Below are 12975 nucleotides of genomic sequence, written 5' to 3' on the forward strand. Positions count from 1 at the left end.
GATAAATAGAATAGTGGTTTAGGTAAACAAAAATGTGGTTTGTGTTACAAAATGCAGTGATTTTTGGTAAACAACTTTGTGGTTTATGCGTAGTTTTTGAATTTAGGTAAACAGTTTTGTGGTTTTCTCCTTATAGAGAATCAAATTCTTAATTGTCTAATTGTAGAATTGACTAATTGCCGGAAAAACGACAAGTAAGTTTCTTTTTTAGGTTATTGTTTTGTCATTGAACTGCTTTCAAGTAAGAAACATTTTAGTAAGAGACTGACTCAAACGTTAGTTGCTGCTACAGTATTATATAATAGTGCCAAGAAAACCCAAAGGTCTTTAGTCTTTGGATTTTCTTGGCACAAAATTTAGCCTTAATCTGTTTCCTTATGTTTATGCAAACGGCTAATTATCTTGTAGCCTCTTCCGTATCTTTTGCCTTTTATTCCAATCAGTCCACCATTATAATAATTCAGAACTTCATTTTTATGGAGTCTTGATAGGGTGGTGTTGAAACAGTTTATCTTGAGAGTAGGATAGAGTTGCATAGTCTTATCAATAAGACTCTCTTTGGTTTGCGGGAGGGACTCATCTGTTAAGACTTTTACCATCGTAGATGCCAAAGAAGGTTTGGAATTAGCTTTCAGGATAGTCTTTTCTTTTTTCTTTTCCTTCTTCTCCTTCTTCTTATGGTTATCTACAGTTGGAGTGGCAGTCTTTTTCTCTTCCTTCTTTGCCTGTTTGGCAAAGGATTCCGCATTGATGTCAAGCTTCAGTCCCAGAATTTCCGAAATGATGTTCTTGAGGACATAGATGAACAACTCGCTGTCTTTACTCTTGAGTGAGGTCTCTTGTTTCCAGTAGCGACTCTTGAAAGCAAGTTGGGTCAACTCTTCAATCTCCTGTTCTGAAATATCTTCTTTGTTAGCGAGACGTGCATTGGCCACATTGAGGAATGAAGCAAAGGAGAAGGTGGAGAATTGACTTGGAATTACGTATGTGAAAATATGATTGTTTTCTCCCTTTGCTGAAGGATGTTTGAGATTAATCATACTCATCCCTTTTACCAGAGCAATTAAAAAAGCCATGCTGGCGTATGAGAGATTTGTATTTTCAACCTCACAGATTCCTTTATAGTCGAGATTCTTATCCGAGATAAAGTTCATGGTAAAAATACCATAGTTAGTCCATTCTGTAGAATGGAGCAACTGCTGGAGTGTGGGATCTTCCGGTGCACCCAAGCCTCTGTTAACGCTATCTATATAGCGACGCATTGTTTCTACTTCTTCCCATTGGAGAAGTGAATCATCTCCCGGCTCATGGTTTCTGATGCAGCCGATGGTTCCCAGTCTGATAACATCAGCAGAAGTTGAAGTTCGCAGGTGATTTGCGAGCTTGGCAAATAAATTAGGCATCCAGTCGAAATCATCAACCGGTGAATCTATATAATCTTCCTGATAGTAATTGTTATCAGTAAAATCTAAATCTTGATACATGCTATATTCTGTAAAAATATTGAATTCAAATCTTTCATGCAAAGGTAAGAAAAAATATTCTATTCTCCAAATTTTTGGCTAACTATTTGAACATCAGAGTATATTTTATGGTTTTGTTTGCTGAAAAATCACAAAAAATGGTCAAAAGACAGACTTTTTAATAGTTTACAGGTCAAAAGGTGAGAAAGAATCTGTATTGATGTCTTTGAAAACCGCAGGGATGACGTCATCAAGGTTGCGATATTTCCTGGTTAAACTAGAGAGAGGGTGTGCAAATAGGTCTGGATAATAGTTGGCGCATAACAGTTGCCCACCGCATGCATAACAGGTGTTGTGCATGCGCATATCAGCTGTTATGCAAGCGCACAACAGCTGTTGTGCGACCGTAGATACTAACTGTCTCAACAACATATCCTATCTTTTCCAACAACATATCCTATCTTTTCCAACAACATATCCTATCTATTCTAACAACAAGAAGAGGGTGAATCATTAACTTATGACCCACCCTTTCTCGTTAAAATGCTATGTTCTGCAAATATTAAGCTTTACTGTCAGGAATGGCAGATACAATACCTTGGTACATCATACGCGATTTTTCCTTAGCCAATGCCTGCATATCCACTGCCACATCGTCTTCATCTACGATTTCTACGCCAGTCATCGTTTCGATTACGTCTTCCATGGAAACCACTCCTCTCAGACATCCGTATTCATCTACGATGATAGAGATGTGTTCTCGTTTTTCCAACATCTTTTCCCATATCTGGTATAGAGATTCATCCTCGTTGAAGGAAAGAATCGGACGCATCAGTTCGGATAATCTGGTTTGGAACTCATCGTCTGAAACCAATTTGAGAACCATATCTTTCAATACGTATCCCACAATGATATCTTTATTGTAGTCATAAACGGGAATGCGTGAGAATTTCCATTCTTTCTGTTCGTAAAACTCCTTGGTAGTCAGATTCATGTTGGCTGATTCTACTACGATGGATGGAGTCATAACCTCCTTGGCCTTTACTCCTGCCAGGCGAATGCAGCTTTTGATGATCTTGCTTTCCGATTCACGGAAGATGCCTTCTGTAGTACCTACATCTACCATGGCCGATACCTCTTCGCGACTCATGGAAGCCTGGTGGTTCTTCGGAGTAAATACCTTAGTGATAAGTTCCGAAAGCAGTACCAAAGGATAGGTGATGAAGATGAGCACACGGATGATCTTGGTAGATGTCATGGCAAGAGAGCGCCAATATGAAGCTCCGATAGTTTTCGGGATGATTTCTGAAAGTACCAGAATCAACAGAGTGAGAATGGCGGAAATGATACCGAAGTATTCTTCGCCAAAGAGTTTCATAGACTCGGCTCCTACACCGGCAGAACCGATGGTGTGGGCGATGGTGTTGAGTGAAAGAATGGCACCCACCGGACGGTCTACGTTGTTCTTATACTGTTTCATCAGTGAGGCAGTCTTGTTGCCTTGATTCTCCTTCATCGAGATAAACGACATCGGAGTAGAAAGTAATACCGCCTCCAGGACGGAGCATAAAAAGGATAGTGACAGAGCACCTAAAAAATATAAAATGATTAAACCCATGTAATTTTAAATTCGTTAATAATATAGTATCTCAAGCAAGATAGATATTATTTCCGAAGGCTACAGTTGAGGATGTAATGGGGAACATTACATCTATATTTATCCAATATCAGTGTATTTATAAGTCTCATCACAATATGTTTCTATTTTCTGCAAAGATACTGATTAAAAAATGAATCTAATATGTTTTTGTTGAAAATTAAATTGTTTTAATATGTTTTTGGCAAATTTGCAGAGAAGTATAAAAAAATCTAATTTTAACAATAATATAATGTATAATTCATCAAGTATTTATGAATATTAGGTATTTTTGCAATCAGCATTTAGAAAATTGATTCAATATGAAAAAGAAAATACCTATCATTCTCCTTAACTTTACCGGCGTATACGAATTGGAGGCATTTGCCTCAAATAAGAATATTATCCATGTAGATTGCCGGGACATGAAAGGGGTAGACTGCTATTGTGACGAAGAGGGTAGCGAGGAACTGCATCGCCGATTGGCTCCTTTTCCTGCCAAAGCCGTTCATTTCATAGATTCCGGAGATTTCCATTATCTTACGGAATATTGGGTGTCAAGAATTCATGAACCTTTCTCGCTCATTGTTTTCGACCATCATCCGGATATGCAGCAACCGGAATGGGAGGGTGTTGTGTCATGTGGCGGTTGGGTGAGAGATGTTTTGGAGAAGAACCCGTTTGTCAAACACATTATCATTGTGGGGGCATCGGACGAGTTGATAGCCCAGGTGCCTGTTCACTTAAGAGAGAGGGTGTTGTTTTACAGTCAGGCAGAGATAGACCATCACCAGGCTTGGCCGTCGAAGGCTGGTAAACTTATACATGAGCCGATTTACATATCCATAGATAAGGATGTATTGAGAAAGCAGGATGCCATCACCGACTGGAGCAATGGAGATATGACACTTATGCAGCTCCAAGCCGTGCTTCGCATCATCTATGCCCATGAAAAAGTGATAGGGGTAGATATTACAGGCGAATGTTCAGCTACGCTTGATTATTTCTCTGAGTTGGAGGATGCAGAGATTAACAACGAGGCAAATGAAGAATTGCTAAGGATGATTCTGGAGGAGAACCATCCTTAGCCTTCTTAAGCGTAAGCTTGAAGAATACGGTCTAGCTCGTCGAGTTCTTCCTCCTTTGTTGCCCAGCTTGTCACGAATCGGCAGATGATTTCATGTTCGCTCTTTCTTTCCCATATCTCGAATATAAGTGGTCATTATACAGATGTCATGTTCCGTCAGTTAACCAGGTTTATTTTTTTTACAAAATCATGATTTAAATCCTCTGAAAATCACGAATTTCCGCTCGGAAAATATTTCTTGAAGAATATTGGAAATATAGCGAAATTCGTAATCGTCAGATATTCAACGTGTTATAAATCTCACTAATTTCTTCGGAAATCCGGAATTCTGTAGTCGTACAACTATAACCCCTATAGTTGTACGACTATAACTCCAGAGTTGTACAACTATAGCCTATATAGTCGTACAACTGTAGCCTTACGGTCGTACAACTATAGGTGATTCGTCTTGCAGAGAGCAAGTAATACGCTATCAAACCAAAAGATTTTTATCATCATGACCTTCTAGATTGAAAATACGGAAATTGCGATAATTAAGAAACAATATTTGACACCCGCATATTTCCGAAGTACAAATTCCAAACTGATATCGTTGTAAGCAGGGTATGATTTATATATACGTACCGCCTATTTGTCATAATCACCCTTAGAAAAATAGGAAAGTACTAAGCAAGAAAAATCTCAGGAACTTATAATTTTTTATAAAAAGAACAATATATTATACCTTTTTTTGCGTAATCTAGATTTTTTTGTTAACTTTGCAGGAAAAGTACAATATAATATACTACTTGGTATGAAAATTCAAGAAGTAATGAAATTGCAGCGTATGGCCTTGGGGATTACCCAGCAAGACCTCGCTGACATGTCTGAGATAGCCATTTCAACCATCAAGAAAATAGAGAGTGGTAAAGGAAACCCCTCTCTATCGACGGTTGAAAAAATCATGGATATCCTTGGCATGGAGGTTAAATATGAGATTCGTCAAACAGTTTAAATAAAGTAAGTCATGAGAAAAGCTATCGTTTATTGTCACGACACAGAAGCAGGATTCTTAGAGGAGTCAACTCCTGGCAGAGGTTATACCTTCACATACGACAAGCAGTATATGATGGATAGGACCCATGATCCAGTCTCACTTACCATGCCTTTCAGGGAAGAGCCTTATCAGTCTGATTATCTATTCCCTGTTTTTACCAATATGCTTCCAGAAGGAGCAAACAGAAAGATAGTCTGCAGAAGTTGGCGATTGGATGAGAAGGATTTCTTTGGACTTCTTCTGAAGATAGCAACCCATGATACGATAGGAGCATTAACTGTAAAAGAAGTAGAATCATGAAAGAATTAAATCATTGCCCATCCACCCTTGCAGATGGTTTTTCCACTTACTCTCCTACAGCTTGCAAAAAACTGTTTGATGGTCAGAAAGTGTCGCATTTGCTTGATTTTGAAGTAGATGAAATCAGTAAGACATCAGAGACTATGATAGCCATGAGACGTATCTCCGTATCTGGAGCTCAGGAGAAATTTCCTGCAGTGATAGAGAATGGAATCATCAGAATCTCGCAGACGGATGAACGTTCTCGCTATATTCTGAAGCCAGCACCTTGGGACAATACTCTTTATACAAGGAAGCAGATTCCTGCTAACGAGCATCTTACCATGCAGATAGCCTCACAGGTATATGGTATCATTACAGCAGAAAATGGTCTTTGCTTTACCCCTCATGGAGATATGGTATATATTACCAAGAGATTTGACATAGCCAAGGATGGAAGCAAATATCTCATGGAGGATTTCGCTTCTCTGGTTGGTAAGAATGAAGCCGAGCAAGGTACTTATTTCAAATATGATGGATGCTTCGAGGATATTGCCTGTGCAATAAAACGATTTATTCCTGCCTGGATGATAGCCATGGAACGTTTCTTTAAGTTAGTTGTATTCAATTACATCTACGGTAATGGCGACGACCATCTGAAAAACTTCTCCATCATGAGAATTGGCGAGCATTACCAGCTTGCTCCCGCCTATGACCTGATGAACACCTGTCTCCATATCGAGGGCGATGATTTGGGGTTGAATGGGGGGCTTTCTCTGACTCTGGAGAAAAGTGATGTGTATGAGCGGACAGGGCATCCATGCCGTCTGGACTTTGAGAGATTCGGAGAGTTTATCGGTCTGAAGAAGAAGCGTATAGAAATGATTCTTGACTCTTTTCCAGTCTTGCCTGACGAAGTAGAGCATTTGGTCAACAATTCTTTTTTGACAGACAAGATGAAACGCACCTATTTACGAATAGTCAAAGAAAGAATTCAAAGATTCAATCGTAAATCAGAATGAGAATCATGAACGGGAAATCTTTTCATGGCGCCAGTGCTTGAAAAAGAATAATTTAAATTAATACAATGAACATCAAGTCAATAGGTAGTAAAATCAAGGGAAATCCTAAGATGGTAGAGGGTACGGTATATTCCATGCTCATCATCTGTAGCATTTCCCATTTCTTGAATGATATGATTCAGTCGATTATCCCTTCCATCTATCCGATTGTGAAGGATAAGTTCGACTTCTCGTTTGCACAGATAGGTATCATCACGCTGGTCTTCCAGATGACGTCTTCCATCCTGCAACCTTTTACGGGGCTTTATGCTGACAAGCATCCCCGTCCCTATGCCCTCTCCATCGGCATGTGTTTCACCTTGGTGGGTCTGCTCCTACTGGCTTTTGCCGAGAATTATTTTCTGATTCTCCTGGCTGTGAGCGTCGTCGGTCTGGGCTCATCCGTGTTTCATCCCACAGCTTCAAGAGTGGCACAGATGGCATCGGGAGGCAAGAAGAGTCTGGCACAATCTATCTTTCAGGTTGGCGGCAATGGCGGATCGGCAGTAGGTCCGTTGCTGGCTGCCATCATCATCCTGCCTTTCGGACAGCATGCCATCTCCTGGTTTGCCCTTGCAGCCCTCCTCGCTGCCATCATCATGGTAAGATTGGGAGTCTGGTACAAGGCACGACTGGCTTACGTGGTGAACCATCCTCAGAAACAACCGCTTCTCAATACCCATATTTCTAAAAGGGTGAAGTATTGGGCACTGTTCATCCTCATCATGCTCGTGTTCTCCAAGTATTTCTATACGGCGTGCATCACGAGCTACTTCACCTTCTTCCTGATGGATAAGTTCGGTGTCTCGGTACAGACTTCACAGCTGTGTCTCTTCGTGTTCCTTGCAGCCTTTGCCATAGGAACTGTGGCAGGAGGAATGCTGGGTGACAAGTTCGGCAGAAAGTATGTCATCTGGTTTTCCATTCTGGGAGCAGCACCTTTCGCCATCGCCATGCCTTTCGTCAACTTCACGTGGACCATCATCTTTACCTTCCTGTCAGGATTGATCATTGCCTCGGCTTTCTCTTCCATCGTGGTATATGCCACCGACCTGATGCCAGATAAAGTAGGACTGATAGCCGGCATTTTCTTCGGACTGATGTTTGGTTTGGGAGGTTTGGGCTCTGCTTTCTTCGGCTGGTTAGCAGACAAGACGAGCATCGAGTTTATCTTCCAGGTGAGTGCCTTCCTGCCATTGCTCGGCATCATAGCAGGATTCTTGCCGAATACACAGAAGAAAAGCGTTGAAGAAACGGATGAAAACGCAAAGTAAATGAAAGACTAAAATGATAAGAGAATATTAACAAATGGAACAAGAAGAAAAGAAACAGAAATCTCAAGCTGCAGAGAATCAGGCATCCTGCTCGTCTCTGCAGCCAGTTGAACCACATCCTTTTATTTCTGTCATACCGCTGGCAGTACTTATCACCCTCATCGTCCTGGTTGTCAAAATCTTCCCTGATGATGCCCTGGCTGGTGCCTCTCAGGTGGCCCTCATGATAGCCACAGCCGTTTGTGTAGCACTCGGTATGGGCATCTATAGGATGAAATGGAATATCTTTGAAGAGATGATCAAAAAGACCGTGGGCGATGCCGGAGTATCTATCCTGATCCTGCTGCTCATCGGAATGATGTCAGCTACCTGGATGATCAGTGGTGTGGTACCCACATTGATATATTATGGTGTACAGATCATGTCGCCAACCTTTTTCCTTCCCTGCGCATGCATCATCTCCAGCATCATTTCTGTGATGACGGGAACCTCATGGACCACAATTGCCACCATCGGTATTGCTCTGATGGGAATCGGTGATGCCCTGGGAATACCAGCCCCCTACACCGCTGGAGCTATTATCTCCGGTGCCTATTTCGGGGATAAACTCTCGCCAATGAGCGATACCACCGTCCTTGCTTCGAGTATAGCCGGAGCGGATCTCTTCTCACATATCCGCTATATGCTCTATACTACCATACCAAGCATCCTGCTCTCGCTGGTACTCTATCTCATCATCGGACTCTGTTATGATTCCCATCCAGTGGATATCAGCCAGTATCTCACCGGTCTGAGCCATGGATTCAATATCTCTCTGTTTACCATGCTCGTTCCGGCTTTTACAGGATGGCTCATCTACCGCAAGACTCCATCTCTCATCACACTTCTTCTTTCAGCCCTTTCAGCATGCATCTGTGCCCTCATTCTCCAGCCGGAAGTACTTGTAGGGATAGCAGGTGAAGACAGCATCTCTGCCAAAAGCCTCTTTGAAGGAATCATGACCACCTGCTATACCCATACCCAGGTAGATTGCGGTATGGTGAACATCAATGATCTCGTAGCCACCCGAGGTATGGCTGGCATGCTCAATACCATCTGGCTCATCCTCTGTGCCATGTGTTTCGGTTCATGTATGGTAGCCAGCGGCATGCTCCACGCCATTACCCACATGCTCCTGAAAAGCATCCACAGCACCGTATCACTTGTCTGCAGCACCGTGACATCGGGCGTCTTGCTCAATCTCGTTATGGGTGACCAGTTCCTGAGCATTATTATGAATGCATCTATCTATAAGGATGAATATGCCGAACGAGGCTATCGTCCGGAACTCTTGAGCCGAAGTACAGAGGATAGCGCTACCGTAACGAGCGTATTGGTTCCATGGACAGCCTGCGGTATGACGCAGAGTACGGTTCTTGGCATCCCGACACTTGTCTATCTCCCCTTCTGCTTCTTCAACATCATCAGTCCTTTGATGAGTTGTCTGGTTGCCATCCTTGGCTTCGTACCCAACCCACAACCCAAGGAAAACAAAGCATCAGCAGCTGAAGAGTCTGATATCCATTAATATTAATAGGAAAAAGAACACAATGGTATATAAAAAAGTGGTTGAAAGAAGTAAACTCCCACATTTAAACGTTTATCTTCGTTCCCAATCCGTAAGCCAATCAACTTACAGATTGGGAATTATTGCTTATAAGTTTTTTATCAAGAATTTTATAAATTCATCCTTGACATTAGAGATTTCTCCCTTGTCATAGATTGTAAGAAGAGTTACATTCATACCATCCTCACTAACTTTTACATTAAGAGTTAGGATTCTTGCACCACCACTTTTGCCTTTACCCTTGTCAGCAATGGTCATTCTTATCTTACGAACGCCGCCACCAAGGTCATCTCCAACAAGAGGATTCTTGTAAATTTCATCTAACCAAGCATCATAGTCAGATTTCAATGAATGATATTTTTTAGCCAAACGTTTAAACTGTCTTTTAAACTCAGAGCCATATTCAACATGTATTTTCATGTCAATCTTCCATTTCTAAATCTTTTAATAAATCCCTTGCATCTGGTAGTTTTCTTCCTTCCAACTTTGCAAGTTTCACTTCCTGCAATGCTCTTGTCAAACTTTCCTTCACAAAAGCTTGCTGCTTCTGTGTCTTTGTCAAGACAGGCTCTTTTACAACTGTAGTTGACACAACACCACGAAGCATATTAATAGCCTTACGAATGTTTTGCAGAGGCTGGTTAGTATCTACCGTAACTAATATCTGTTTCATAATCTTCTCCTTTTAAACGTTTTACTGAATTAGGTTGCAAAAATACTTTTTTCCCCTCACACCGCCAAACTTCTTGCATTATTTTAACGTTAAAGGTCTATATTCCAGTCCATTCTTGTCATTATCATCAAACCATTTCTGAAAATCACATTATTATTTAGTTTATATAACTTGCCGCCAAAGTTACGCTTTTTTCTCAAATGAATACATCTAAAGCAGTAGATGTCGTATCACCACTAACACCTAGGCGGTCCCATCCCGCACAACCATGGCGAGGGCTTTGATGCCCCGCCAACCTTATAGCGTAGCGGTTCCGAGCACCGGAGGGCGGTTACAACTTCTCTCTTCGGGCAAGAGAGAGGCTTGGTGAGAAAGGCAATCGCCATACTGCCCGTAGTATCTTTCCTTTATCAGACTTGCTATAACCATGTTTATCTCCTATTTTCGAGTGCAAAGTTAATAAAAGTCTTGTTTTTTACGCAATAAACTTGACTTTTATATATTTCTTTAACTATTTTCATGCTATAATCCATTCCATATCCTTTCATCCTCCCTTGTTTTCCCTTCCGAGTTTGTCATCCTTTGCCAGGAGCAAGATGTCATCAAATACCACTATTGCCACCATCGGTATGGCTGGCATCCTCGCCACTCTTAAACCTATTGCCCTTACGCATATTTGTGCAAATATAATTTTAGATAGTCCAAATTTGTTGCTTAATAGAATGTCCTCGTATGATAACCTTCTCTTAAAATATTATTTGAAATAGTCAAACAGAAAAATTGGGAAAGCATTGAGTACAGCTACTTTGCAATCTTCGGTATTCACATACTGTTCTACTTGTGAGTTGAATATTTTGTCTTGAAGTATGTCTTCTTTAGATGCAGGCATCGTATTCTTCCCCTTACATAGATAGTTCGCTTTTCCCACATTCATTTCCTTTAAATATTCCCAATTTTGCTTAACTTCCTCCATCTCTACTTCTGTTGGCTCTCGATGATCTTTCAGTAGGATGAAATCGAAACTGTCATACGCAGAAAAATCTGCAGATACACCTTTAAACTTACCACACTCAGAACGTGTTACAGAATACGTCCAATAGTTTGCATCGGGCAACTGCTTAGTATATCGTATAGACTCAACCATCGGATAGTCAATATATAGCCTACCAAACTCCGTTTCGTTGTTGAATGTTTCAAGCATTTCCTTTACCTGCCTGTTGATTTCTTCGAGAGATAAATTCCGGTTATGAAAGTCATAGTCGAAGAACAGATAGATTTCAGAAATGTCAGCAGATGCATCAATATCCTTGAGCGGATTGTCTGCTTGACCAGCAAATTTCTCCATCAGCAAAGACACAATATCTCCATCGCCATCATACTCCTGCAAATCTTTGTATAGCTGATAGATGTTGTTGTTATAGGAACATACTATCTGCTCATCTCTATTTGCAAAGTATAATCGCTGGATGGTGCGGAACAAATCCGGCTCCCGTTTTACTCCTTCAAAAACGAATAGTATCATACTTCGAATGCGTTACCTCTAAACATTTTTTCTATATTATGCCCGAATCTCAACTCTTTTTGAGTGCAGTCGCTCAACGGCTTGATTTTGTTGTCTTGCAAGATGAAATTGCAATCTGGGCGAAGCAAGTCGTTGGTCATCAGATAGGTGTTGTGTGATGACGTAAAAGCCTGACATGGAAGGGAAAAGAGGGTTTTACAAACCTCATAAGAGAGTCTGAAATGATAGAATGCATCAAATTCATCTATGAAAACGAACGATGCTTTTGTCATCTGTTTCAGCCAGTAATATAGCAGCATCAGAGATTGAGTACCCGTTGATGCAATCTTATCGAATGGAATGCGACCTAATCCAAATACGCAATACAACTCTTTATCATCATCCTTTGGCTCCTGAAACTCAAAACTTTGTCCGCTTACCCGATGGATGAATTCCTCAAAGTCCCGAGTCAGCTTATTCTTGATGATATACTCATCGAGATTTGCCGGAGCAGTAGCCAACCCCATAAACTCATTTTTTTCAACACTTCTGAACCATAACATTGAGTTTACGAATTGCTGCAGTTTCAGAAGATAATGTTCCTTGGCAAGAGGATAGGAAGTAAGCAGAAAGTTTACGATGGATACATTATTGGCGTTATTGGCAAGGTTTGCCTTCACCGCAGAATCCATCGGGAATTCAACATCATCCAATGTCAAGACAGAATTCTTGTTGCAGAAAATAAGCTTGTTATTCACAACAAGTTCTTCTTCCTCCAGTTTTCCATCAGGTGATTTGCTATATGTATATAGTAACGTATTATCTCTAAACTTGAATGTATATTCAAATTTTACGGGGAAGTTCAACTTTCCCGTATATGTAAAGTTATCATAATAGTTCACCTTCTTCCACTTCTGTGAAAGATGATTGGTAATGTCGAAGATGGCCATTGCAAAGTTCGACTTGCCAGAACCATTAGGTCCATATACGATGCCATTCTTGATGATACCATCTTTAATGGCAAAAGTATTGAACGAATAGTTACTTGGTTTCGACAAATCCCATTCTATGCGATTGGCAAATCCTCTATAGTTCGTTACGGCAAATTTTACTAGCATGCTTATATATACTTTATTTTTAATTGATAACAATTTTGTTGGTGCAAAGCTAATACACACTTAAACAATGCAAACTATCTTTTATTATAATGTCAAGTGCAGCTAAGCAGTTGCAAAGATATACAAAATATCAATACGCCGTAATTTTTTTACGGTTATTTAAGATAATAATCCTTGCAATACAATTTATATGCTTTATCATTAAAAAAACTAATTGCTAAAGTTATATATTTATTTCACT

At 40.5% G+C, this 12975-nt stretch carries 13 protein-coding genes; 6 read left to right on the forward strand and 7 right to left on the reverse strand.

Annotated elements, in window-relative coordinates; all coding sequences use genetic code 11:
• Positions 1-362: 362 nt before the first annotated feature.
• Both RCO84_RS00780 and RCO84_RS00785 read right to left on the reverse strand, forming a co-directional pair.
• The gene (locus RCO84_RS00780) at positions 363-1484 is read right to left on the reverse strand and encodes a hypothetical protein (RefSeq protein ID WP_317583494.1); all 1122 of its coding nucleotides are present in this window, start codon (positions 1482-1484) and stop codon (positions 363-365) included.
• Positions 1485-2025: 541 nt separating this feature from the next.
• Positions 2026-3081: a CNNM domain-containing protein gene (locus tag RCO84_RS00785; RefSeq protein WP_264902839.1), complete on the reverse strand. Its 1056-nt coding sequence runs from the start codon at positions 3079-3081 to the stop codon at positions 2026-2028.
• A gap of 341 nt (positions 3082-3422) precedes the next feature.
• On the opposite strand from RCO84_RS00785, the gene RCO84_RS00790 reads away from it, so the two are divergent.
• From RCO84_RS00790 to RCO84_RS00815, 6 genes are all read left to right on the forward strand, one after another.
• Complete coding sequence (locus tag RCO84_RS00790) at positions 3423-4187, forward strand: arginase family protein (RefSeq protein ID WP_287839662.1); 765 nt, start codon at positions 3423-3425, stop codon at positions 4185-4187.
• A gap of 792 nt (positions 4188-4979) precedes the next feature.
• Positions 4980-5180 carry a helix-turn-helix domain-containing protein gene (locus RCO84_RS00795; protein WP_144153492.1) on the forward strand — a complete coding sequence of 67 codons (201 nt, stop codon included), beginning with the start codon at positions 4980-4982 and terminating at the stop codon, positions 5178-5180.
• 12 nt (positions 5181-5192) lie between these two features.
• Positions 5193-5522 (forward strand): HipA N-terminal domain-containing protein, encoded by a 330-nt coding sequence (locus tag RCO84_RS00800; RefSeq protein WP_144153490.1) that lies wholly within the window; start codon positions 5193-5195, stop codon positions 5520-5522.
• Positions 5519-6523 carry a type II toxin-antitoxin system HipA family toxin gene (locus tag RCO84_RS00805; RefSeq protein WP_317583497.1) on the forward strand — a complete coding sequence of 335 codons (1005 nt, stop codon included), beginning with the start codon at positions 5519-5521 and terminating at the stop codon, positions 6521-6523. The genes RCO84_RS00800 and RCO84_RS00805 overlap by 4 nt, the downstream gene beginning before the upstream one ends.
• A 65-nt stretch (positions 6524-6588) precedes the next feature.
• Positions 6589-7836, forward strand: a complete 1248-nt coding sequence (locus RCO84_RS00810; RefSeq protein ID WP_287586884.1) for an MFS transporter — start codon at positions 6589-6591, stop codon at positions 7834-7836.
• A gap of 34 nt (positions 7837-7870) precedes the next feature.
• Entirely contained in the window at positions 7871-9403 is a 1533-nt protein-coding gene (locus tag RCO84_RS00815; protein WP_317583499.1) for a Na+/H+ antiporter NhaC family protein, read from the forward strand.
• Positions 9404-9529: 126 nt separating this feature from the next.
• On the opposite strand, the gene RCO84_RS00820 is transcribed toward RCO84_RS00815, so the two are convergent.
• From RCO84_RS00820 to RCO84_RS00840, 5 genes are all read right to left on the reverse strand, one after another.
• Positions 9530-9862 carry a type II toxin-antitoxin system RelE/ParE family toxin gene (locus tag RCO84_RS00820; RefSeq protein ID WP_117729020.1) on the reverse strand — a complete coding sequence of 111 codons (333 nt, stop codon included), beginning with the start codon at positions 9860-9862 and terminating at the stop codon, positions 9530-9532.
• Between the two features lies 1 nt (position 9863).
• Positions 9864-10115 carry a hypothetical protein gene (locus RCO84_RS00825; RefSeq protein ID WP_117729022.1) on the reverse strand — a complete coding sequence of 84 codons (252 nt, stop codon included), beginning with the start codon at positions 10113-10115 and terminating at the stop codon, positions 9864-9866.
• A 297-nt stretch (positions 10116-10412) separates the two neighbouring features.
• Complete coding sequence (locus tag RCO84_RS00830; protein WP_317574109.1) at positions 10413-10544, reverse strand: hypothetical protein; 132 nt, start codon at positions 10542-10544, stop codon at positions 10413-10415.
• A 325-nt stretch (positions 10545-10869) separates the two neighbouring features.
• Positions 10870-11637: a hypothetical protein gene (locus RCO84_RS00835; protein WP_144153480.1), complete on the reverse strand. Its 768-nt coding sequence runs from the start codon at positions 11635-11637 to the stop codon at positions 10870-10872.
• Positions 11634-12734, reverse strand: a complete 1101-nt coding sequence (locus RCO84_RS00840; RefSeq protein WP_119230230.1) for an AAA family ATPase — start codon at positions 12732-12734, stop codon at positions 11634-11636. The genes RCO84_RS00835 and RCO84_RS00840 overlap by 4 nt, the downstream gene beginning before the upstream one ends.
• Positions 12735-12975: the final 241 nt, after the last annotated feature.

It is taken from the genome of Segatella copri (genome assembly GCF_949820605.1).
In the GTDB taxonomy this organism is placed as follows: Bacteria; Bacteroidota; Bacteroidia; order Bacteroidales; family Bacteroidaceae; genus Prevotella.